The sequence below is a fragment of the Paenibacillus sp. 11B genome (assembly GCF_030487755.1).
Lineage (GTDB): Bacteria > Bacillota > Bacilli > Paenibacillales > Paenibacillaceae > Paenibacillus > Paenibacillus vandeheii.
Genome location: NZ_JAUKNS010000009.1, coordinates 232,280 through 253,990, shown reverse-complemented (window position 1 = coordinate 253,990; position 21,711 = coordinate 232,280). Strand labels below are relative to the sequence as shown.

The 21,711-nt window shown below is 46.9% G+C and carries 23 protein-coding genes; 10 read left to right on the top strand and 13 right to left on the bottom strand.

What is annotated here, in order from left to right; translation table 11 throughout:
- The first annotated feature begins 1 nt into the window (after window position 1).
- The gene (locus Q0V21_RS30135) at window positions 2–1,138 is read left to right on the top strand and encodes a glycoside hydrolase family 88 protein (RefSeq protein ID WP_301882074.1); all 1,137 of its coding nucleotides are present in this window, start codon (window positions 2–4) and stop codon (window positions 1,136–1,138) included.
- 259 nt (window positions 1,139–1,397) lie between these two features.
- On the opposite strand, the gene Q0V21_RS30130 is transcribed toward Q0V21_RS30135, so the two are convergent.
- Window positions 1,398–2,015 (bottom strand): class I SAM-dependent methyltransferase, encoded by a 618-nt coding sequence (locus tag Q0V21_RS30130; RefSeq protein WP_301882073.1) that lies wholly within the window; start codon window positions 2,013–2,015, stop codon window positions 1,398–1,400.
- A gap of 213 nt (window positions 2,016–2,228) precedes the next feature.
- On the opposite strand from Q0V21_RS30130, the gene Q0V21_RS30125 reads away from it, so the two are divergent.
- Window positions 2,229–4,604, top strand: coding sequence for an Ig-like domain-containing protein (locus Q0V21_RS30125; protein ID WP_301882072.1), 2,376 nt, complete (start codon window positions 2,229–2,231; stop codon window positions 4,602–4,604).
- A gap of 222 nt (window positions 4,605–4,826) precedes the next feature.
- On the opposite strand, the gene chrA is transcribed toward Q0V21_RS30125, so the two are convergent.
- The 6 genes from chrA to Q0V21_RS30095 form a co-directional block, all read right to left on the bottom strand.
- Window positions 4,827–5,372, bottom strand: a complete 546-nt coding sequence (chrA, locus tag Q0V21_RS30120) for a chromate efflux transporter ChrA (protein WP_053780063.1) — start codon at window positions 5,370–5,372, stop codon at window positions 4,827–4,829.
- A gap of 3 nt (window positions 5,373–5,375) precedes the next feature.
- Window positions 5,376–5,966: a chromate efflux transporter ChrB gene (gene chrB, locus Q0V21_RS30115; RefSeq protein WP_301882067.1), complete on the bottom strand. Its 591-nt coding sequence runs from the start codon at window positions 5,964–5,966 to the stop codon at window positions 5,376–5,378.
- 12 nt (window positions 5,967–5,978) lie between these two features.
- Window positions 5,979–6,473, bottom strand: a complete 495-nt coding sequence (chrS, locus tag Q0V21_RS30110) for a chromate efflux transcriptional regulator ChrS (protein ID WP_301882066.1) — start codon at window positions 6,471–6,473, stop codon at window positions 5,979–5,981.
- Between the two features lie 278 nt (window positions 6,474–6,751).
- Window positions 6,752–7,864: a PAS domain-containing sensor histidine kinase gene (locus Q0V21_RS30105; RefSeq protein WP_024632332.1), complete on the bottom strand. Its 1,113-nt coding sequence runs from the start codon at window positions 7,862–7,864 to the stop codon at window positions 6,752–6,754.
- Window positions 7,857–8,507 carry a response regulator gene (locus Q0V21_RS30100; RefSeq protein WP_079348584.1) on the bottom strand — a complete coding sequence of 217 codons (651 nt, stop codon included), beginning with the start codon at window positions 8,505–8,507 and terminating at the stop codon, window positions 7,857–7,859. The genes Q0V21_RS30105 and Q0V21_RS30100 overlap by 8 nt, the downstream gene beginning before the upstream one ends.
- A 158-nt stretch (window positions 8,508–8,665) precedes the next feature.
- Window positions 8,666–9,097, bottom strand: a complete 432-nt coding sequence (locus tag Q0V21_RS30095) for a GAF domain-containing protein (RefSeq protein ID WP_301882063.1) — start codon at window positions 9,095–9,097, stop codon at window positions 8,666–8,668.
- 384 nt (window positions 9,098–9,481) lie between these two features.
- On the opposite strand from Q0V21_RS30095, the gene Q0V21_RS30090 reads away from it, so the two are divergent.
- Window positions 9,482–10,258, top strand: a complete 777-nt coding sequence (locus Q0V21_RS30090; protein WP_301882061.1) for a Crp/Fnr family transcriptional regulator — start codon at window positions 9,482–9,484, stop codon at window positions 10,256–10,258.
- A 258-nt stretch (window positions 10,259–10,516) separates the two neighbouring features.
- Entirely contained in the window at window positions 10,517–11,572 is a 1,056-nt protein-coding gene (locus Q0V21_RS30085; RefSeq protein ID WP_301882059.1) for a serine hydrolase domain-containing protein, read from the top strand.
- Here Q0V21_RS30085 and Q0V21_RS30080 read toward each other — a convergent pair.
- The 3 genes from Q0V21_RS30080 to Q0V21_RS30070 all read right to left on the bottom strand — a co-directional run bounded on the left by Q0V21_RS30080 (window position 11,569) and on the right by Q0V21_RS30070 (window position 12,795).
- Window positions 11,569–12,111: a GNAT family N-acetyltransferase gene (locus Q0V21_RS30080; protein ID WP_301882057.1), complete on the bottom strand. Its 543-nt coding sequence runs from the start codon at window positions 12,109–12,111 to the stop codon at window positions 11,569–11,571. The genes Q0V21_RS30085 and Q0V21_RS30080 overlap by 4 nt on opposite strands.
- Window positions 12,112–12,196: 85 nt before the next feature.
- Window positions 12,197–12,352: a hypothetical protein gene (locus tag Q0V21_RS30075; RefSeq protein ID WP_179132754.1), complete on the bottom strand. Its 156-nt coding sequence runs from the start codon at window positions 12,350–12,352 to the stop codon at window positions 12,197–12,199.
- Between the two features lie 152 nt (window positions 12,353–12,504).
- On the bottom strand, window positions 12,505–12,795 hold the full coding sequence (locus Q0V21_RS30070; RefSeq protein WP_079348592.1) for a hypothetical protein: 291 nt from the start codon (window positions 12,793–12,795) through the stop codon (window positions 12,505–12,507).
- Between the two features lie 221 nt (window positions 12,796–13,016).
- Between Q0V21_RS30070 and Q0V21_RS30065 the strand changes: the two genes are divergently transcribed.
- The 3 genes from Q0V21_RS30065 (at window position 13,017) to Q0V21_RS30055 (ending at window position 16,616) form a co-directional block, all read left to right on the top strand.
- Window positions 13,017–14,528 carry a DUF6359 domain-containing protein gene (locus Q0V21_RS30065; RefSeq protein ID WP_301882122.1) on the top strand — a complete coding sequence of 504 codons (1,512 nt, stop codon included), beginning with the start codon at window positions 13,017–13,019 and terminating at the stop codon, window positions 14,526–14,528.
- A gap of 149 nt (window positions 14,529–14,677) precedes the next feature.
- Window positions 14,678–15,307, top strand: a complete 630-nt coding sequence (gene cdaS, locus Q0V21_RS30060; protein WP_301882054.1) for a sporulation-specific diadenylate cyclase CdaS — start codon at window positions 14,678–14,680, stop codon at window positions 15,305–15,307.
- A 202-nt stretch (window positions 15,308–15,509) separates the two neighbouring features.
- Entirely contained in the window at window positions 15,510–16,616 is a 1,107-nt protein-coding gene (locus tag Q0V21_RS30055) for a Leu/Phe/Val dehydrogenase (RefSeq protein ID WP_079348596.1), read from the top strand.
- Between the two features lie 249 nt (window positions 16,617–16,865).
- Here the strand turns inward: Q0V21_RS30055 and Q0V21_RS30050 are convergent, their stop codons facing one another.
- The gene (locus Q0V21_RS30050) at window positions 16,866–17,477 is read right to left on the bottom strand and encodes an esterase/lipase family protein (protein WP_079348598.1); all 612 of its coding nucleotides are present in this window, start codon (window positions 17,475–17,477) and stop codon (window positions 16,866–16,868) included.
- Window positions 17,478–17,599: 122 nt separating this feature from the next.
- On the opposite strand from Q0V21_RS30050, the gene Q0V21_RS30045 reads away from it, so the two are divergent.
- Entirely contained in the window at window positions 17,600–17,779 is a 180-nt protein-coding gene (locus tag Q0V21_RS30045; RefSeq protein WP_079348600.1) for a hypothetical protein, read from the top strand.
- Window positions 17,780–17,893: 114 nt separating this feature from the next.
- On the opposite strand, the gene Q0V21_RS30040 is transcribed toward Q0V21_RS30045, so the two are convergent.
- Both Q0V21_RS30040 and Q0V21_RS30035 read right to left on the bottom strand, forming a co-directional pair.
- Entirely contained in the window at window positions 17,894–19,168 is a 1,275-nt protein-coding gene (locus Q0V21_RS30040; protein ID WP_301882050.1) for an MFS transporter, read from the bottom strand.
- 64 nt (window positions 19,169–19,232) lie between these two features.
- Entirely contained in the window at window positions 19,233–20,474 is a 1,242-nt protein-coding gene (locus tag Q0V21_RS30035) for an ATP-grasp domain-containing protein (RefSeq protein WP_301882048.1), read from the bottom strand.
- A 204-nt stretch (window positions 20,475–20,678) separates the two neighbouring features.
- Between Q0V21_RS30035 and Q0V21_RS30030 the strand changes: the two genes are divergently transcribed.
- On the top strand, window positions 20,679–21,242 hold the full coding sequence (locus Q0V21_RS30030) for a type 2 periplasmic-binding domain-containing protein (protein ID WP_301882047.1): 564 nt from the start codon (window positions 20,679–20,681) through the stop codon (window positions 21,240–21,242).
- Window positions 21,239–21,649 carry a DUF2000 family protein gene (locus Q0V21_RS30025; RefSeq protein ID WP_079348608.1) on the top strand — a complete coding sequence of 137 codons (411 nt, stop codon included), beginning with the start codon at window positions 21,239–21,241 and terminating at the stop codon, window positions 21,647–21,649. Before Q0V21_RS30030 ends, Q0V21_RS30025 begins: the two co-directional genes overlap by 4 nt.
- The last annotated feature ends 62 nt before the right edge of the window (window positions 21,650–21,711 follow it).

The window sequence follows — 21,711 nt, the reverse complement described above, 5'->3', positions numbered from 1 at the left end:
TATGAATACATCCACATCCGTGACATGGCTGAAGGAAGCATGGCGTCAAGGAGCGGCCAAAACGATTCGCAATGCGCAGCGCATCAAGGATACATTTCCGCACACCGCCCCGCAGGGCATGTATGACCGGAATGATCCTGAATGGTGGACCGCCGGCTTCTGGCCGGGGCTGTTATGGCTTGTCTATGGCGAGTCGCCAGAGAGCGAAGCTGTCGCTCCATTATACTGTTATGCCGAAAGCTGTGAGCGGCAATTGGAGGGTTGTCTGCGTGATCCCGAATCGGTGGATCACGATCTGGGGTTCATCTGGCTGCTTAGTGGCGTAGCCAACTACCGCCAGACAGGCAGCGCGGACGGTCGGCGGCGGGGAATGCTCGCCGCCAATCTGCTCGCTGCCCGCTTCAACGTGCGCGGTCAATATATCCGCGCCTGGAACTTCAGCTCGTCAATGATGGATACTAGCGGCGTAGCCATCATTGACAGCATGATGAACCTGCCGCTGCTCTACTGGGCATCCGAGCAGAGCGGCGACCCGCGCTTCCGCTGGCTGGCGGAAGCGCATGCGGACACCGTGGCGCGCGAGTTCGTCCGCGCTGACGGGTCCATCTGCCACGTGGTGGAGTTCGATCCACTCACGGGGCAGAAGGTGCAGGAGCATGGTGGGCAGGGCCATGCTCCAGGTTCCGCCTGGGCGCGGGGCACCGCCTGGGCGCTGCACGGGTTTGCGCTGTCTTTCCGGTATACGGGCGAAGCCCGCTATCTGGAGACAGCGGAGCAAGCGGCCGATTTCTTCCTCGCCATGCTTGGCGAAGACATCGTGCCGCTGTGGGATTTCCGCGCACCTGCCGAGCATCAGGTGGCGTGGGACTCGTCCGCTTCGGCGATTGCCGCAAGCGGTCTGTTGGAGCTGGCGAAGCTGTCGCCGCGCGGTGAGGAATACAGAGCCGCGGCAGAGCGTATCCTTCACGGGCTGCATGAGAACTACAGCTCTGGTGAGACAGCAGCGGAAGAAGGTCTGATCATGCAGGGAACCGTGCATTATCCGGAGGGTCGTGGCTTGAATGTGCCGATTATATACGGCGATTATTACTATATGGAGGCGCTGGCGAAGCTGCGTGGCCGTCCGGGTTTATTTTAGAAAAACAAAATTTAAGAACATCACATGTCGAGCAGCGAGTATGCGTGAGGGGATGAATATGTGTCCCGCCATACAACTGCTCGAGTGTGCCTGCCTCCCAGGGGAAAAGGTATTTCTGTCTTGGAGGCGGAGCACACCTAAGTAGAAGCTGTAATGGAAGGGATCTTATAGATAGGCCACCGGGCTAATTCTTTGTTTCTATTAGAAATGACCTGGTAGAGATTCAATGGCTCCGGTTCACATGTTAGATCACACAGATTTATTTTTGATTTTTGATTTCAGGTGTGCGTCTTAAGATGACAAAGTCGGCCGAGGACTGATCAGGATATCGTTGAGGAATAATCTCCTGCACTTTAAACTCGGGATAGTCGAACAGATAATCAAAAATATTTCGGTCCTGAATGGTGCTAACCCCTGGATTCCCGTTTTCTTTCAATCGAGTGTACAGCACGACCCACTCTGACGAAGCGTGCAGGATGTCGTAAAGGGTGTTGCGGAAATCCGTTTCATTCGTAATGTGGTAGAGTGCATCCAGACAGACGGTAAGATCCGCTTGAAGGAAACCGCGGTTAATCCACAGACCTGGCGTGTATAACATGAAGCTCTTGGAGGTATCGCTGGCAAACTTGGAGACGCAGAGTCGTACCGACGAACCTGCCACATCGACACCCAGATACGTCTCATAATTCATATACTGCAGTTGATTTCCATCCCCGCAACCAAATTCAATGACGCTGGAGATACCCTCACGCTGAATCAGTCCGTTTACTACCTCTGCCTTGAATTCAGCCAGTACACCATAAGAACCTCTTCCCGATGTTTCACCTGAGCTATACGTTTGTTCCCAATATCCTTTGTAATCAAAAGACTGACTCATGTTTCTCCCCCGATCCTATGAAATAAAGTCCAAATTTCAGTAACTATACATAGGTTATGCGTAATATTTGCGGGTATGAATCCTTTGGAATTCGATAGGTCGGAAGGATGAATTCCCGCGAATTCCCCTTAAAATTCCCTGAAAGTCTAAACATCTGGAAAGAACTTGCCGACATTAAACCTTAAGGAACAAAATGATAAGAATCGGGGGGAAATGATGTTAAAGCCAAGATTGACCAAGTACATGGTGATGATGCTGGTATTGCTGCTGAGTATTTCCAACGTAGGCTTGGCCGCTGCGGCAGATAAAGAACTGTCCAAAATTGTAGTTTCCAAAAATGAGCTGTCGCTCGAAGTGGGTGATTCCAGTTCGGTTACGGTGACAGGAGTATATAGCGATAATACATCGGCTAACGTGACAATTAGTTCATCCTGGAGTAGCAGTGATACTTCGATAGCGACTGTATATAATGGTGCCATTACTGCCAAAAAGGAAGGTACGGCGACCATTACAACATCGTATCAGAGTCAGAGTCAGACGGTTCAGGTGAATGTAACCAAAAAGGTCAAAGCCCTTTCCAAAAACGTGCAGTCGCTGGACTTGCGCACAGGAGATAGCAAAGACATTATTTTGACGGCAACCTACAGTGATAACACGACGAATGCAGAAGCATCCAAAGTTGCTGAGTGGTCATCCGATGATGAGAAAGTGGCAACGGTTGTGAATGGTAAAGTTACTGGACAAAGCGCCGGTACAGCCGTTATCACAGGTAAAGTGGGCAGTCAAAGTGTGACTGTGGAGGTTAACGTTGAGGTTGTTAAACGTGTAGATGTGGACAAGAAGCAGGTCAATCTGCTGTTGAACAAAAGTGAAACTGTAAAACTGACAGCCACCTACCCAGATGGCACAACCAAAGATGTAACGGATCTGGCCGAGTGGACGTCAAGCAATGAAAAAGTAGCAGACGTATTAAAAGGTGAAATCACAGGTTATTCGGCGGGTTCTGCCAAAATTACTGCCAAATACGGAACAAAATCCGTATCGGTCGATGTGGATGTGGATTTGACAAGCAAACTGAGTGTGGAGAAACAGAGCATTTTCTTCCGTTTGAGTGAGTCCAATAAAACAGCAAATGTCGTATTGACTGCCTCTTACCCGAATAGTGCTGATGTAAATGTAACGGATCAGGCAACATGGACATCCAGCAACGAGAAGGTTGCGACGGTATTCAAGGGACAGGTTACAGCAATTGGTGCGGGTTCTACGACAATCAAGGCAACGTATAGCGGCAAAACGGTGGAAATCACGGTTGACGTGGATACGGCAAGATATCTGGATATTGCGGGTGTCGAAGATAAATTGGCTATGAGCGTTACAGGGGATAACAAAACCAAGAAACTGGTAGCCAATGCAGAATATATTGATGCAAGTACAGAGAACGTAACTTCCAAAGCAACTTGGACATCCAGCAATGCGGATGTTGTATATGTATCTGGCGGCGACTTGATCGCCTATAAATCAGGAACAGCGACCATCACTGCGGCATACGGCGGCAAAACCGTTAAATTCACCGTAAATGTAGATGTTCCAGACAAGTATGAAATGGACAAGAAAAAAGGTTCTGTAGCCGTTGGTGGCACATTGTCTGTGAAAGTATTGGCCGTATACGGTGATACATCCAAAGACGTGTCCGAAGATGCGGATTGGAGCAGCAGCAGTGAAAAACTCGCTGAAGTGGACAGCAAAGGTGTCGTGACGGGTATTGCAACAGGTAAAGTAACCATCACAGCCAAGATTGAAGGCAAAACGTTGACGCTGCCTGTTGAAGTAGGTATGGCTAGCGGGCTGGAGGCAGATGTGAATTTTGTGGTGTTGTCCTCCAAGGAAACACAGCAAATTGTACTCACAGCAACGGATGAAGATGGCTTGTCTAAGGACGTGTCCTCCGATGCAACTTGGAAATCAAGCAATTCCCGCGTAGCCGACGTGAAAAAAGGGGTTATCACTGCGAACAGCAGCGGTAAAGCCAATATCACGGCTGAATATGGTTCCAACAAAGTGACCATTCAGGTTGAAGTGGACGTTATTTCACGTATTGAAGCATCCGAACCGGCTCTTTCCCTGAAAACCGGTGATTCCGCTGATCTTACAGTTACTGCATATCTGAGCGATGGCAGTGAGCGTGATGTCACGGACAAAGCGGAATGGAAAACCAACAGCTACAAAGTAGCACAGGTAACTAAAGGTAAAGTAAAAGCAACAGGTTCAGGTAAAGCAAAAATTACAGCGAAGTACGGCAGCAAGACGGTAACGGTTGCAGTCGAAGTGGATACACTGAAATATTTGCAAACCGATAAGGTCACCCTGACCATGAAGCCAGGTGACAAGGTGACCCTGGTTGCTACAGCAACGTATGCGGATGGCAGCGAAGCGAACGTATCCAAACCAGCGCTTTGGAAATCATCCCGTATTGCGACAGCATCGGTGAAGGATGGCGTCATTCAGGCTAATGGTAAAGGTAAAGCAACCATTACGGTGACTTATGCAGGTGTGAAAACCAAAGTGGCAGTAGTTGTTGAGGCAAAATAATAACTGTATCAAGTACGAAGGTAAAACAAGCAATCCCCTATATGGTGATGACAGCTTAAATGCTGTTATCACCATTTTTTTATAGTAAACGACATTGAAATGCGATGGTGCCGCTTAAAAAAGGAAATAAGAAAAAGGAACATCCCGGAACCTTTGTATGCACCTCACAATGAAAGTGCATCCTTTGTTCCAGAACGTTCCTTTAGTATGTTTATGAATGAATTACATCGTATGAGACAGAACCAGCGCACCGTATGCAAAAGCAATGACAATCAGAATGGCTGGATGCAGCTTGGTCTTGGTCATGACCCAGAGCGAGATACCTGCAATGATCAGCGTCTGCCAAATGCCGATAGAATTGGTGGATACCTGACCGAATTCCCATGTAAGCAAGATCATGAGCACAGCGATAACTGGCTGTACGAGCAAGGTCATACCTTTCACCTTTGGCGAAGTACGATGCTTGTTCAGCAGGCGGAGCAGCAAAATTAACGCAACAGCCGAAGGCACAACGGTGGCAAAACTGGCGATAAATGCACCAAACCAGCCAGCCACCTGATAACCGACAAATGCGGCGATTTTGGTCGCGATCGGACCGGGAAGTGCATTGCCGATGGCGAGTACATCCCCGAATTGTTCCGTGGTCATCCACTTATAGTGATTGACCACTTCTTCCTGCATTAACGGAATGGAGGCAGGTCCGCCCCCGTATCCCAATATATTGGCTACAAAAAATCCCCAAAACAATTCCCACCATGTCTGAAGCATCGCTTAGGACACCCCCTTGTCGGAACTGTTGCCCTTGGATTTGAAACGCTGGACCACATCCAGATGAAAGACACCATATCCGAGGAAGACGGCAATGACAATACCGGGGTGAATATCGAGCAGCTGCAGCAGTACAAATGCAAGAACACCGAACAGGGCGGCAAAGGTTGTGCCGAGTCCCTTCCATGCTTTCTTGGCGAATTCGTAAGCCATCATGCCGAGCATGACAAAAATAACCGGGCGAACAGCTGCCACCATGCCTGCTACGATTTTTGATTCGCGCAGCGCGTACATGGAACCAAGAAGCGCAATGATAGCGATGCTCGTCGGCAAAATGTGGGCCAGAACCGACACAATGGCGCCCAGCACGCCCTTCGTTTTATACCCGAGATATGCGGCCATCTTGGTGGCAATGGGACCCGGCAGGGCGTTGGCAATGGCCAAAATCTCGCCGAATTCATCATCGCTTACCCACTTATAGCGGGTAACGGCTTCATAACGGATCAGCGGAATAACCGAAGGGCCACCGCCATATCCCAAAATTCCGGTTCGTACCATCCCTATGACGAGACCGTTGTAATCTTTCCAACTCATGCTGATTTCCTCCTAGAGTCTCATGCCCATTCGGCTTTTATATCGTTTTAACAACAGCTGTGACTCTACCTTGACGATGCCCGGCATCTTGTAGAGCTTCTCCAGCAGAAACTGCTCCATCTCTTCCATATCTGCAAAAATACCATGCATGTGCAGGGTACTCGGGCCTGTCATATGATAGAGGCTGGTTACTGCGGGTTCTTCGTCCAATTTCGCGGCTACTTCATCCAGAAATTGCGGTTCTACATCGACATTGAAAAAGGCAGAGACCTGAAGTCCAACTTTGCCCGGATTGATGACCACGGTGAAGCGTTCAATGATTCCCTTTTCGGATAAAGCATTAATGCGGGCCTGAACGGCCACACGGGACAAACCGATATGTGCACCCAGATCGGTGTAGGATATCCGGCTATTTTGATGAAGAGCGGCAATGATTTTACGATCGATTGCATCCAGATTGTGCAGTTGCGGGATTTCTCCCCCTTTGGAGGAGCGTTTCTCTGACATGATTGACCATCCTTTTTTTAACTATATAGAATAAAAAATTATAATAGGATCTACGTACAATGTGTATGTAGCATTCATATTTTAATGACGAATCGTAATTGGAGTCAATATATTTATTGTAAATATTGAATTTATCCGATTCAGAGCTTTCATTTTGTCATTTTTACCAATCGGAAGATGATGAAAGGGGAGCGGTATGTAATCATAAAGCGAAAAAGAGACTGTTCACGGAGCTCATCCGTAAACAGTCTTCTATATAAAGTGCAGGTTGGATCGAGTTAATGAACGGTTTTGGGTAGGCAAAGGGTAACTACAGTTCCTTCCCCAGGCTCCGAAGATATCGTTAGTGTACCTCCGGCTCCGCGGGCTCGCTCTTCCATGCTAAACAGACCAACGCCGTTGCCAGCTGTCGTACCGTTGAACCCTGCGCCTCTGTCCTCAATTTTCACAAGAGTGCCCTCTTCCGAATCTTTCACCGTCACATGAGCTTCTGACACATCGGCGTATTTGGCCACATTGGTTAAAGCCTCCTGGATAATACGATACATCGCGATCTCCCGGTTCATCTCCAGCCTTTTTCGCAGATTGCATTCCAATTCCACTTCAATTCCGTAGTGCCGGGTATAGTTCTCGATATACGTGCGAATGGCCGGAACGACGCCGAGGTCATCCAGTACAGACGGTCTCAGCTCCCATGCCATACCGCGTACGTCCTCCATAATACCCGTGACCTGTTTCCGCAGTGCTTCCACACCAGATTGGGGCTGATCCGCAAGCAGTCGATCCATCTGAATGACGAGAGAGAAGAGACTCTGTCCAATGCCGTCATGCAGCTCGCGGGAGATGCGACGTCGTTCTTCTTCCTGAATATTCATGACTTGGGTCATCATCGTCTGTAGCTCGGCTTCGACCCGCTTCAGCTTGGTGACCTCACTACGTACGGCCAAATATTGATAGGGCTCACCATCATTATCGAGAAAAGGCACGATAGTTGTATTCACCCAATAATGGCTGCCATCCTGGGCACGGTTGCGGATTTCTCCGTTCCACACTCGTCCGGAAGATATGGTTTCCCACAGGTTCTTCATAAAATTTTTACCGTGATAACCCGAATTAATGATCCGATGATCCTGACCGATCAATTCTTCCCGATCATATTGTGAGATTTCGCAAAATTTATCGTTCACATACTGGATCTTTCCTTTGCGGTCTGTGAGGGCTACAATGGACGATTCATCCAGGGCAAACTTCAGATCACTGAGCTGATGCAGAGAACCTTTCAATCTGCTGCGGAATTCCGTATCTGTAATGTGACTGTCGATTTCCTCCAATAATTGACGCACAGGCTGATCGGCAAAACCGCTAAGTCTGTTTTCACGTGTGCTACTCAAAGTTCAGCAACCCCTTTTTCATCGCAAACTTCACCAGTTCCGGTCTGGTTCGAAGACCGAGCTTCTCCATCAGATTGCTTTTGTGGGATTCGACCGTTTTGACACTGATCACCAGAAGTTCAGCGATTTCCTTGTTGGCATAACCTTTGGCAATCCAGGATAAAATCTCTTTCTCCCGTTCGGATAACGTGTCATACGGTCCCGCGTTCTCCTGCTTCGCTTTGTCCAGATATTCACTCATCAGCCGCTTGGTTGCACTTGGGTAGAGATAGGCGCTACCCTCTGCTACGGAACGAATAGCGGCGAGCAATTCTTCATGTGGGGCACTTTTGAGAATATATCCGGAGGCTCCGGCGTGGATGGCGCGGAACAGATATTCTTCATCGTCATGCATGGTCAGTATCAGAATGGAGATATCCGGCATCAATTTCTTCAATTCAGCGGTAGCGGTCAGACCATCTTTGCCTGGAGGCATGCTGAAATCCATCAAGACCACATCCGGCTTCAGTTCTTGTGCCTTGGCAATAGCTTCATCACCATCGGCCGCATCTCCAACAATATGTATATCATTCTTTCCTTCGAGCAGGGCAATCAGCCCGGAGCGTACAACTACATGATCGTCGACCACTAATAATTGAATCACATCATTTTCCTCCTGTCCGGTTCCACGGTTCTTTCTTTATCATACCAAAAAAAGAAAGCCATTCAGAGGTTAACCTCTGAATAGCTTCGATTCTCTATCCGCCTACTTCTCCCATAAGGAAATAATAAGACTTCTTAGCGTATTACTGACAGCTGTATTTATCCAAATACTTTTGGCTGCAACTGTATAGCGACCTGTTCGGTCTGACGGACGATCTCCGGGGAGAACGCGCAAGGCAGTCTGCTGCCAACGAGCAGCACAGCACCAGGTACGGTTCCTTGCTGGAATACAGGGACTGCTATGGCACAGACCAACCGCTCCGCAAGCATTAATGGGCAACGACCGGGTGTATGCTCCCCGGTGGATTGTGCATCAGATAGAGCAGTGCGTCCAGTCCGAAGCGCTGTGCCAACCAGGTCTTGTCCGGGACGCATCTCCATGCGTTTTACCCGTTCGTTGCTGGCGCCGGATGTATACTTCCAGCGCAGCATCGTCCCGGACAGGCAGGCCAGTCCGCAAAAATCGCTGGAGGTATTCAGGCGCAGGCCGTCGATCATCTCCTGAATGCCGGATGGCAGTTCATCATGCATGAGAGGACACTTCCTTTTTTGGAATCATACCGTACGTTACGGTGTAATCATTATCAATATCGTTAACCTGTAGTCAGGGAACATCTTAAAATAAGGGTATTTCGCCACTGCTTCTATTGTAGCCCCTTTCTTCCGTAATGTAATTCAGGGAAAACCCCTATTTCCATTCTGTAATTTGCTGATCCTGTGTATGGACCGGCATCCAGGCCATGTAGGGCAAGGTTTTTTTCGATTGTGGAGTCGTAAAGGTGCCTCATTAGTGTGATTTATCTCACAGCAAATTCAGGGAGTTTCCCGGTGAGGTTCAGGTAATCCCCCGATAACCCCCACGCTAAATTCGCGGTATGATGGATACATAAGGAAACACCGAGGGGGACGATGGGAATGGGTACGGTATTTAAAGAAAGAACAACCCAGGCGACACAACATGAACAGACGGAGGCGAGCAAGATGACACGGGAGAAAGGTGGAATCCTTTCGTTCGTGACAGCTGAACAATGGGGCTTGATCGAAGCGAAGATGCAGCCAAAACGGGTAAAGTCGGGGTATAGTCTCTTTCTGGAAGGCGATGAAGCCGGATACCTGTACTACATTCGCTCGGGAAGAGTGAAGCTGACCAAGTCGACTGAGGATGGGAAAGAAATCATTTTATCGATTCAGCAAACTGGGGATCTGATTGGAGAGTTTGGCGGTATCGGCGGATTGACTCATAGCTACAGTGCAGAGATGACAGGCAAAGGAGAGCTGGGGATCGTATCGCTCAGTGACTTGGAAAGTGTGCTTAGCAAACATGGCGATCTTGCCTTGAAATTCCTGCAATGGATGGCGCTCGCTCAGCGCATCACCCAATCGCGTTTCCGGGACCTGCTGCTCTATGGCAAGGCAGGTGCGCTTGCATCGACGCTGATTCGTGCCAGCAACTCGTATGGCAGAGTTACGCCTGATGGCATCGTGCTCGACATGAAGCTGAATCATACCGAGTTGTCGGAGATGATTGGTGCAACGCGGGAGAGTGTAACACGTATGTTGGGAGCCTGGAAAGAACAGGGGACGTTGGACACCATGGATGGAAAGTTGATGATTCGGGACCTGGCAGCCTTGCGCTGCATGTGCGGATGTCCCACATTTCCAAGCTGCCCAGTAGAGCTGTGCCGATTGTAATGGAAACAAGTTGAATAAGGTTGTACTTTCGATGGCGATTGGGGTCGTTACGGAGAGATGAAAAAAGCTGATGTCCGATTTACTCGGTTCAGCTTTTTTGGCGTGGTTACCATTAATAAAGTAATCTTGTTCAGCTAACGGGGCAGGAAAATCAGGAATTGGAAACGAATACATAGTTTGGTTGCCGAAAATAGATTGATCAACGTAATTCCAGCATTCGAGTAATGAAAGAATCATAAAAAAGGAGTAAATTTTACTATGATGGATTTACAAAGTTATGTTTCAGATTACACAAAAGATAAGAAACATTTACAGCTTGTTATCGGGGTTGTTAGGGAGGGAGATATTGAATACTTCTCATTTAATAATAATAAAAAGAAAAGTTTGATCCCTCATGAACATATGATGTTTGAAATCGGCTCCATAACCAAAGTTTTTACATCCATACTTTTATTAGAAATGGAAAAAGAAAAACTGCTTTCCTCGGATGACGTGGTTGGTAAGTTCATGCAAAACGTTGAAAACGATTATTTGAATAAGATTACCTTGAGAAGCCTTGCTACTCATACCTCTGGATTACCGATATTGGCAACCAACCACAATTTGGCAAAAAAAAGATCGAATCCTTATTCAATGTATACCCAGCAGGATTTAACTGCTTTTTTATCGAATGCTGATTACACGGATAGCATGGGTTCGTTTGCATATTCCAATATAGGTGTGGGTTTATTAGGATACATATTATGTAAGGTGTCAGGAAGTACGTATGACGACTTGTTAAAAAAATATATCACAAGCCCATTAAGGATGAATGAGACAGCTGTTATGCTTGATTCAGAACAGAATGGCAGGTTTTTGAATGGACATGCTTCAACTGGGAAAAGAGTCCCTCATTGGGATCTTGCTATACATGAAGGTGCTGGGGGTATTAAGTCATCGGTTAGGGATTTGAGTTTATTTGTCCAAGCCAATCTAAATGATGATAGTCCGATAGCCGCTACTCTACAAAAAAGTCATCTCCCTATATGGATCGGGGATTCAAACCGTTATTTTGGCTGGGGTGAGGATCAACTTCTAGATAAAGGCATCCTTTGGCATAACGGGGGTTCAGCTGGTTTTAATAGTTATCTAGCTTTCAACAAGGAACTCCGTGTAGGAGTTGTATTGCTATCCAATTATTCTTTTTTCTCAAATTCTCTTATAGATAATTATGTTGCTCAATTAAAAAAATGGATTACTAAAAAAGAACCTTCTCAAGGAATGATGATAGACTTTACAGGTAAAAAAATATTAGAAGAAATCATGCAAGATTAGCGTCCAACATTCGCGCCCGCATATTCCTTTACTAGAATCGAATATAGACACGAATCATGATATTTCCCTTTGTAGAACCAATGCTCCCGCATCAGACCTTCACGCTGCATGCCAATCTTCTGCATAACGTTCTCTGAAGCCTTGTTGTTCGGGCGGCATTTCGCATATATCCGGTGTATGCCAAGTGTATTGAAGCCAAAGCCAAGTATGGCTCGGGCTGCTTCGGCAGCATACCCTTTCCCCTGATAAACGGGATTGAGGACATAACCGATCTCTGCGTTCGTCTTTTCGATGTGAAGGCCAACACCGCCGATTAGGATGCCCTCATTTTTCAAGCATATCGCCAGTTCGAAGCCCTCTCGTGGTTCTGTTTGCTGTAAATTTAGTACAAACTCCACATAAGCCCGCGTATCTTCTTCCGTATGCGGTCCCCATGCCGTATGCTGAGTAACCTCTGTCATGGATGTATAGCTATGTATGCTTTCCCAGTCAGTCTCCAGAATATCCCGGATGATAAGTCGTTCGGTTTCCAATTGCATCGCTGTCCCCTCCTAGTAAAACAAAAATAGCCCAATAACCGATCCGTGTAAAGGAGGGGTTATGAGCTATGTAAATGTAGAAATGCTATTGTGGTTGTTTACATTCGACTGCGGGATAAGTGTAAGCCAGCTTACGAATAATTTCCTTTTGCCATTTGGTATCACCCAGATTGGTTGCCAGGTTCAGAAGATCCAAATAATCGTCGAGCTGCAGATCCGTTTTTTGCAGAGTTGTGTTCATTCGATGTTCGTTCCCCTTTATCTATAAAATCGTTAAGTCATGTACAGTAGGCAGAAGAGTTGAGACAAGCTCAAGAATGATAATCATTATCACAGTTATATTATCATTATGCAATGAACGTTGGCAAAATGCAATGCCAAGCTTGAATTTCCTCAATTTTTTTTCGAAAAAAGGCTCATCCACAGCAAATATGGAATGTACACACCTAGGTATGCGGACGGATAAAGAAACCATCCATTCAACAGAAAATGATGGATTTCCGTGGTGAATGTTGTCATATGGGCATTTGTAGCGTACACATCGCCAGCAATGACAGTGGCCGCACTATAAAAGCAGAGCAGGGCAAGTACGTGAAAAATACGGGTCACCGTCCGGGATCGAAGCGCAACAAAAGCCATAATAAGCGGAACAATCAGCAGAAGCAGAAGGAATAGAAGCTTCATTATACGAAATCTCCTTTGGCGTACTTTTGTTAATCAGTATGGGCAATGGTCATGATTTCCAAAAGTTTTTTCAAAGATTTTACAAAAAGAAAGAGGAATTCAGCATATGAACGATTAAATTAAAGGTGGATAACCCATTATCAGGTAATTATGAGGAGGAGAAGGCAAGTATGAAGAAAGCGGTATGGCAGCATTGGATCGGAGCATTCCTGATCTTTATTATGATGGCAACAGCACTGCTTCAACCTGGTTCGCAAGGTCCTGTTCAGGCGGCAGCAGCACCAATTACGGTATCGCAAGCCATCGCTGCCCAGAGTGGCGGAGCAACAGCAACGGTGGAAGGATATATTGTTGGACATGCTACCGGATCGCTTACAGCCAAATTTACATCTCCATACGCCAATGATTTCAACTTCCTGATTGCAGATTCAGCGACAGAGAAGACTAACGCGAAGCTGCTCGACGTGCAAATTCCAGCGTCGTACCGTTCGCAATATGGACTGGCCTCCAACCCGAATCTTGTAGGGCAGAAGGTAATCGTAACCGGAACACTGGGTGCGTATAACAGCTATGCCGGGTTGAAGAATCCGACCTCAATCGCGCTCTCCTCTGGAACAACGAATCCTAATCCTGATCCAGGCACAACGCTGCCGGATGGTACAGGGAAGAAAGTATTGTTCGACAACGCGCATGCTCAGACAGCTGGAGCTGCGGACTGGGTTATTGACGGGGCATTTTCGGACTTTGCGAATGGTTTGCGAAACGCAGGCTTTACCGTGGATCAGCTGGAACGCAGCATCCCGTATACCTTCGGTGAGCAAGCCATCACCTTTAATAAATTGAAAGATTATGATGTCTTCGTTATCGGCGAAGCGAACGTGCCGTTCAAAGCTACTGAGCAGGCAGCACTGCTGCAGTATGTGCAGAATGGTGGCAGTGTCTTCTTCATTGCCGATCATTATAATGCAGACCGGAACAAAAACCGTTGGGATTCCTCCGAAGTGTTCAACGGCTATCGCCGTGGTGCATTCCTGAATCCGGCCAAAGGCATGTCGTCGGCAGAAGCCGAATCTCCAGCCATGCAAGGCGTGACCAGCTCCGACTGGTTGGCATCCAACTTCGGCATTCGCTTCCGCTACAATGCACTGGGTGACGTGAATGCAACGGATATCGTTGCACCTTCGCAGTCGTTCGGCATTACAACCGGAGTGAGCGCTGTAGCCATGCATGCAGGTTCTACCCTTGCCATTATTGATCCAAACAAAGCTAAAGGCCTGGTATATGTGCCTAGCGGTGTCTCCAAATGGGGCAACGCGGTCGATCAGGGCGTATACAATGGCGGCGGACGGGCTGAAGGAGCCTACGCAGCGATTGCCAAGGTAGGAGCAGGTAAAGCGGCATTTATTGGTGACTCCTCACCTGTTGAAGATGCCACTCCCAAATATCTTCGTGAAGAAACAGGCGCTGCCAAAACAACGTACAACGGCTTCAAGGAAGTGAACGATGGTGTATTCCTTGTGAATACCGTGAAATGGCTTGCTGTAAAAGAAAGCTATACGAGTCTGGCTCAGGTGTCTGGACTGACATTGGATACACCGACCAGTCTGCTTGCGATTGAAGCTCCAGCTTCATCCACCGAGCCGCAAACGGAGCCATGGGCTGTACCGGCTGCCGGATACAAATGGTATGATCCTACAACGTTCAAGGCAGGTTCGTACGGTAAAGCGCAATAAGATAAGCAGTAACGTAAATATACGGATAATCGGCCTGTCCGCAATCATTGCGGACAGGCTTTATTTTGCATAAATGCCCGGAGCTGAGGGAAACGTATGAGTACTTATGAATGATGAGCGAGATAGATGACAAGGTGAGGAGGAAGACCATGATGAATCGGCAAGCAGACTGTGACAGCTCGTCCATGAGGCAGAAACTCAAAGGAGATCTTCATCGTGTGGCAGAGCGAATGAACCTAACTTTATCCACCTTTGATAATGACAGTGTGTGTTTGCTGGGCCAATTTGCGGAGATTCGGGCCGAGATCAAGCAGATCGAGGTGCTTGCGTCTTCCTTTTATCTGGATTGTTATCTGTCACCCTTCACAGAGAAATTTGCCGAACTGACTGCCAGTATACAGCATTTGTCTGATCGCAGATATGGTGCTCTCATTGTGATTGAACGGGAAGTGCCGCTTGAACCGATTATCCATTCAGGAGTTGCAGTCGATGCCCGGGTTACTCATGCATTGCTGGAGTCTTTATTTATACCGGGTGCGCCTCTGCATGATGGGGCTGTACTGATTCGAGGCAATCAGATTGTATCTGCGGGTAATGTACTGCCTTTGTCACAGGCGATTGCGCGTGAACGAAAGATTGGCACAAGGCACAGGGCTGCTCTCGGATTGAGTGAACTGACGGATGCGGTTGTACTGGTGGTCTCGGAAGAGACCGGGCAAGCGTCATTCGCCGTGAGTGGGGATTTACATCCCATTAACGTGGTTGAAACCTTGTCATGATTACATGTTGATACCGCCTTTTTACAAACTCCATGCTGGGCTGGATTATATGAACCTTTTTCCCTGTGGAGGGAGAAAGGTCTTTTTGTTACATCCAGATGTGATTTTGCACAAACTTGATATTCATGGGTACAATAGAGGTGGAAGACGAACTGAAGAAGGCGAATGGATCGCAAAAATGGTTGGAGGAGACGGTTAACACATGAACTGGTTTGAAGCAATGGAACATCACGATTATGAGGAACTGGTACTGTGCCAGGATAGAGCCTCTGGATTAAAAGCAATTATTGCTATTCACGATACAACACTCGGTCCTGCGCTGGGAGGCACACGGATGTGGACCTATGCTTCGGAGGAAGCTGCCATTGAAGATGCCTTGCGCCTTGCGCGGGGAATGACATATAAACATGCGGTATCCGGACTGAATCTGGGCGGAGGCAAAGCCGTAATAATCGGAGATCCGCGCCGTGACAAAAATGAAGCGATGTTCCGGGCCTTTGGCCGATACATTCAGGGACTGAACGGACGTTATGTCACCGCAGAGGATGTGGGAACAACTGAGGAAGATATGAATCTGATCTATCAGGAGACCGACTATGTTACAGGCATATCGCCAAGCTACGGCTCCTCCGGTAATCCTTCCCCGGCAACAGCATGGGGGGTATATCAGGGCATGAAGGCCGCGGCGAAGGAAGCCTTCGGCACAGATCTGCTGGAAGGCAAAACCGTGGCTGTACAAGGTGTGGGCAACGTGGCGATGCGTCTGTGCAAACATTTGTACGAAGAAGGTGCGCATCTGATTGTGACCGATATCCGTAAGGATTCCGTGAAGCAGGCTGTGGATCAATTCGGTGCTAAGGCGGTAGACCCCTCCGACATTACTGGAGTGGATTGTGATATTTATGCGCCGTGTGCCTTGGGCGGGACAATTAATGATGATACGCTGAAACAGCTCAAGGCCAAGGTTGTGGCAGGCTGTGCCAACAATCAGCTGCTGGAGCCGCGTCATGGTGACAAGCTGCATGAGATGGGGATTGTATACGCACCAGACTACGTGATTAATGCAGGCGGCGTAATCAATATTGCGGACGAGTTGAACGGCTATAATGCGGACCGTGCTTGGAGCAAGGTTGGGGAGATCTACAATAATCTGGAGAAAATCTTCGATACGTCACGGACCGAAGGCATCGCAACGTATATTGCCGCAGATCGTCTGGCTGAACGCCGGATTGAACTGATGAAGAATACACGCAGCACGTTCCTGCAAAATGGTCATCACGCCCTAAGTTCCCGGAGACTGCGCGGGTAAATTTTATCGAATTTTGAAGCTGTTTTTAGCATCTTTTTAGGGGGATTCTAGGAAATAACGCGTCTGGTGTTCCTTACGTTTGAAAAAGAGGGCTTGGGGACCAAATAAGACGTTCTGTGTTCCTTAGAAAAAATGCTAACGTCTCCTGAACCGCTCTGCCCGAATGCTCCGAATAAAGCGCAGATAAAGTGAAAGTACAAATAGAAGGCGGGTTTCCATATGGATACCCGCCTTCTTTATATTTTGGTTTTACTTTAAAGCGTTCATGATATGGCTTTGAACTCCACGGTCAGTCAACAGGCCGATATGGGTTACCCCGAAAATGCGAATATTGTTCGCCCCGTTCAGAGGGGATAACGTATTATTTACAATAAAGTCCGACGTACTGTAGATGGAGGTATAATCAATACCGTTTGGAGCGGAACGGGCTACAAGCCGATTGGGAGAACCGAGCGTAACGACTTTGCCTATATTTTTACCACCACCGAGGTTGTTGATATAATACAGGGTGTTGGCTCCGCCCATGCTATGGGCAATGATATCGACCTGGCTGGCGCCGGTCTTCCGCAGGACATCATCAATATAGGCGGATAACTGACGTGAATTGGTGACATTGTTTCCCGACTTGTCCAGAAAATCGATGGCGTACAGGTCACTTCGGGAATAGCCTTCGTTTATTAGCGCTCTTTCGATGCTGGCAAAGTTAAATCCCGCGCCTCCAATACCGTGTACAAGAACAATCGGATTGCGCCCACTGGCAGCCGCTGAAGCTTCTGCATTGGCTGGGGTGGACAGGGCAGATAATGAACTCAGAAATAACAGACAGGTTAAGACACAACGTAGAACAATAGATTTACTCAATATTAATATCCTCCTTTGGAATGTATATCCATATCACACTACTCTTAATCTATCATTATTTGTAATTTAAAGGAATAGTTTGGTATTGTCGAATTTAAAATAAATTTTGAGGGGATTAATGCATGCTGGTTCTGGCTGTAGTGGTCGCTGTAATTACGGGAAAAATTTCGCTGATCCATATTCTATTTGGATTAAAGGATTTAGGGGAAGGCACGAGGCTGTTGGTCAGTATTTCAGAGTTTCTGTTTTTCCTATCTCTTCTGTTTATTTTAGTGAAAAGCAAGAAAAATTCCCCTTTATAGTTCATCGGGTATTTGAGACTTCTACGACCTTATTAAAAAGGGTTTTTACATCATAAATTGGTGTAAAAATGATGATAAAAGGACAAAAGCTGATCCTGGGATCAGCTTCGATACTCAAACACTTTGTGATAAATCCAACGGTTCAATTTCACTTTTTTTGGTTGAGCTTTTTTCGATATACCACAGGATTATCATGCACAACGCATAGAACAAGCTGAAGGCCAGAATAATGATCCATACGCTCCCCATATCCATGCTTTTGATAAAAATCCCGGTCAAATACGGACTGAGTGTATAGCCCAGACAGCCTACGAACAGCAGCAGGCCGTTAAACCGCCCCTGATGCGTGTCCGGTACTCGCGAAGCAATATACAGATTGATATTGGTCTGCACCAAAATCTCTCCAATGGTCCACAGCACCGTAGAGATGGCCACAAGGGTGAAATAGGGAAAGTAACTCATCAAGCTCAACGCACCAAATCCGATTCCATAGAAGAGTGCCCCTATGGCAATGGAGTTTAGCGCGGTTAATTTGCGTGTAACGGACAGGATTAAGGTGGTCAGAACGATGACGCTGATGGCATTAATAGTCATGACAGAGCCGTAATATGCCGCGCCGTTCTCTCCGAACGAATAATTCATTTGGAGCGGAAGGCTAAACGAGTATTGCATATAGATAAAATAATTAAGGAATGACACCATGATAAAGAAGGCGACGAGCGGATTTTTCAGCAACAGTCTGAATAATGGAGAAGGCGATTGGCTTGGTTGTTGTTGGACAGCATGTTGGCTGCCTGTTGAGTCCAATTCCTTGGGTGTACCCACCTTTACCCGGTTGATGATGATGAAGGTGGATAACAGAAACACGGAGCCAATACTTATAAAGACCATGTTGATATAATCCTTGATGAAAAAGCCGGCCACCAACGGCCCGATGGCTATACCCAGATTGGCTCCCAAATACATCAGAGAGAAAGCGGATTTTCGCCCTGTTTCCTGTGGAGACAGCTGAATGATCAACGCGTTATAGGCAGGCCGGGTAATGCTGATGAAGAACATAACTGCAATTAGCAAATATCCAACCGTAATAGTGCCCGACCAGAACGAGCAGCAGATGATTATGATGGCGGCAAGCGATTGTCCGGTAACGATAATGGTTTTTTTGCCCATGACATCACTCAAATACCCCCCAAGGAGTACGCCTGGCCCGCTGATCAAGGCTGCCATTGAAACAAATATGCCTGCATTGACAACGTTCATCCCCATCTGCAAAGTCAGAACCAGGGTAATGAGGGAAAATACGAAATCCCCTGTGCTGTTAATCGTTCGGGCCAAACAAAGATAATATATTTCGCGGCTTAACCCCGCGTATGTTTTGAATAAAGACAATACATCCAAACCTCCCCAGAAACGGTCAATCCAGCTATAGGCTTATCCGTTCTTCCCAGACAGCCTATACGATTTCGGCAACATTAACTTCTATGTTGAAACGATCGTACATATCCAGCAATGTATGACGCAATTCCTCAAACGAATCACCTTCCACAATCGCAAAGCCTGATCGGGTCATCGTATCACTCACGTCTCCGGCACGTTGTCCCACCTGGTAAGCTACATGGAACTCAATAATCCCGGAGATATCCTCATAATCCTCTATTCCGGAAATATTCCGAATGATTCCTGTACGTGAAGGAAAACAAATCATGCCTGTATACTTGTTACTCGTCTCTTGTTTGCTGAATTCATATATGCCAACTTCCAATTCAGTGACTGCCTTGAAGAAATCAACGCCGTGTGTGTTCTTGATACAAGGCGGCATAACCTGTGAACCCCCGATTCTCGCACCGATCTCGCCAAATACCACTTCTCCTTGAGGAGTCAGGAACAATTCGGCATGTGTTACGGAATGATTGATTCCGAGTGCAGCAATCACTTGTTGGTTAACCTCTTTGATCCGTTGAATGAAGTCCTCACTGGAACCTTCCGGAAACGTAATACTGGCGGGTGGCTTCTGGTTCGTGGCAATGTCCAGACAGTTATACAGGTACTGGGAGACGGATGAGAACACAACTTCGCCCTTGGAGACAATGGAATCACAGTGAAATTCCTTACCGCTGATGAATTCTTCCAGTAAGTCCTTTTGCTGCTCTTGTCTTGAGTGCCGGAGATAATGGAACAATTCTTCCATGCTGGAAAGTTTAAACGTATTAATACTCCCATATCCGCTGAGCGGCTTTACAATAATCGGGAACCCATGTTTATCGGTGAATTGGAGGTAGTCCTCTTCATTCAGGGCAATTGCAATATCCGAAGTCCGAATCCCGCGTTGATGAAGCATTTGTTTCATAATCCATTTGTTACGAACGGCTTCGGCCTGATTGCGCTGCATGCCGGGGATGCCAAACTCGGATCGGATTTGGCCGCCAATCTCGATGGCATTCTCGCCAGGAGTTAACAAGGCAGCAATGGAATGGGACTTTCGAATATCAATGATATGGTCCCTGATGAAGTCCACGGATTCCAGGTGGTCGATATATCTGATTTCGTCGAAGAAGTCTTTGAGTACATCCTCGTTATGCAGATTGTATCGCTCGATGATCAAAATTTTCTTGTAATTAGCTAATTCCTTCAAAGGTTTCACAAAGTTTAAGCTAAATGGAAGCCTGAAATCAGATATGTATACGATGGTTTTCATAAATCCTCCCTCAAGGAAAAAGTAATATTGAAAAAATACATTTCATAACATTATAGCTCAATATTTTCCATTTTCAATACCGTTTTTTGTAAAATATATGCATGATAGAACATATTTTTGTTGCGTTAAAGTGTTAATTGACAACAGATATTTTTTGGTATACGATCTTACCGGATTTGAATAAAAGGGAGGAAATAGAAAAAAATGGAGATGACCGAAAACAAATATGCCATACTGGGAACACTGGGAGACGACGAAGGATTTCTGACTTGCAGCATGCATATCGCCAAGAAACTCAACAACTCTGATCTAATCAAGCCATATCCGCAATTTGAAGCCGCAGCGGAAGACTTGAAATCAGGAGCAATTTCCTGCTTGTTGGTTCCCGGGGCTTATCCAAAGCTAAACAGCTTCATCATGGATTCCGAATTGGTGGTGTCGGAGAGTTTTGTAGAGCAGATTCCGGCACTGGTGCTATGCGGTTCCCATGCGGTATGTCCCGATCAGATTGATATTATATTCCATCATCCGGCAACTACATACTTGTTAACAGAGATCAGCACGACCTATAGAGAGAACAGCACCGTATCGTCCAACCCTGAAGCTTGCAGAAAGGTCATGCACAATGCGGAGGGTTCCATTGCACTTACGAATCAGCTCTGTGCCGACCATTACGGGTTAGTGACCTACAAAGTATTGCGAGAGGGAATCAACATGCCGTGGGTATGTTTTACAAAAAGTATGCAGAGGGTGAACGCACTCATATGAAGAGAATAGCTATCATACTGGAGAAAAATCTCGAAATTGGTGCAGCAGCGAATGTTGCCGCATTATTAATGGGACAAGCAGCCCTAAGGGAGCCCGGATTATATTCGGATGCCCCTGTACTGGATCAGAGCGGTAATCAGCATGCGGGTATCCGGTTTAGTACGGTCATCCTGAAGGCTGGCGAGAACCAACTCATCAATTTAACCAAATCCTGTTCAACTGAGAACGAAGGACTAAACTATGTTGTTTTCTCGCAGACGGGACAATCGCTCAACAATGCCTTTGAACAGTATGCAGGTGAGATTGCGTCCATGGACTTGGAAGCCACCAAAGTGGTCGGCGTTATTGTCTGGGGAGCGGATGATGTAGTTCGAACCGCGACTAAGAAATTCAGTGTTATGAAATAAAAGAAAAAGGGCAGAGCTGATTGTTGAGATCAGTCTGCCCTTTGCTTACATATGAAGTCCAA

Coding starts and splice junctions, on each gene's coding strand:
- Q0V21_RS30135 (WP_301882074.1), top strand. CDS start 2: ATGAATACATCCACATCCGTGACATGGCTGAAGGAAGCATGGCGTCAA.
- Q0V21_RS30130 (WP_301882073.1), bottom strand. CDS start 2,015: ATGAGTCAGTCTTTTGATTACAAAGGATATTGGGAACAAACGTATAGC.
- Q0V21_RS30125 (WP_301882072.1), top strand. CDS start 2,229: ATGATGTTAAAGCCAAGATTGACCAAGTACATGGTGATGATGCTGGTA.
- chrA (WP_053780063.1), bottom strand. CDS start 5,372: ATGCTTCAGACATGGTGGGAATTGTTTTGGGGATTTTTTGTAGCCAAT.
- chrB (WP_301882067.1), bottom strand. CDS start 5,966: ATGAGTTGGAAAGATTACAACGGTCTCGTCATAGGGATGGTACGAACC.
- chrS (WP_301882066.1), bottom strand. CDS start 6,473: ATGTCAGAGAAACGCTCCTCCAAAGGGGGAGAAATCCCGCAACTGCAC.
- Q0V21_RS30095 (WP_301882063.1), bottom strand. CDS start 9,097: ATGCATGATGAACTGCCATCCGGCATTCAGGAGATGATCGACGGCCTG.
- Q0V21_RS30090 (WP_301882061.1), top strand. CDS start 9,482: ATGGGTACGGTATTTAAAGAAAGAACAACCCAGGCGACACAACATGAA.
- Q0V21_RS30085 (WP_301882059.1), top strand. CDS start 10,517: ATGATGGATTTACAAAGTTATGTTTCAGATTACACAAAAGATAAGAAA.
- Q0V21_RS30080 (WP_301882057.1), bottom strand. CDS start 12,111: ATGCAATTGGAAACCGAACGACTTATCATCCGGGATATTCTGGAGACT.
- Q0V21_RS30075 (WP_179132754.1), bottom strand. CDS start 12,352: ATGAACACAACTCTGCAAAAAACGGATCTGCAGCTCGACGATTATTTG.
- Q0V21_RS30070 (WP_079348592.1), bottom strand. CDS start 12,795: ATGAAGCTTCTATTCCTTCTGCTTCTGCTGATTGTTCCGCTTATTATG.
- Q0V21_RS30065 (WP_301882122.1), top strand. CDS start 13,017: ATGATGGCAACAGCACTGCTTCAACCTGGTTCGCAAGGTCCTGTTCAG.
- cdaS (WP_301882054.1), top strand. CDS start 14,678: ATGATGAATCGGCAAGCAGACTGTGACAGCTCGTCCATGAGGCAGAAA.
- Q0V21_RS30055 (WP_079348596.1), top strand. CDS start 15,510: ATGAACTGGTTTGAAGCAATGGAACATCACGATTATGAGGAACTGGTA.
- Q0V21_RS30045 (WP_079348600.1), top strand. CDS start 17,600: ATGCTGGTTCTGGCTGTAGTGGTCGCTGTAATTACGGGAAAAATTTCG.
- Q0V21_RS30035 (WP_301882048.1), bottom strand. CDS start 20,474: ATGAAAACCATCGTATACATATCTGATTTCAGGCTTCCATTTAGCTTA.
- Q0V21_RS30030 (WP_301882047.1), top strand. CDS start 20,679: ATGGAGATGACCGAAAACAAATATGCCATACTGGGAACACTGGGAGAC.
- Q0V21_RS30025 (WP_079348608.1), top strand. CDS start 21,239: ATGAAGAGAATAGCTATCATACTGGAGAAAAATCTCGAAATTGGTGCA.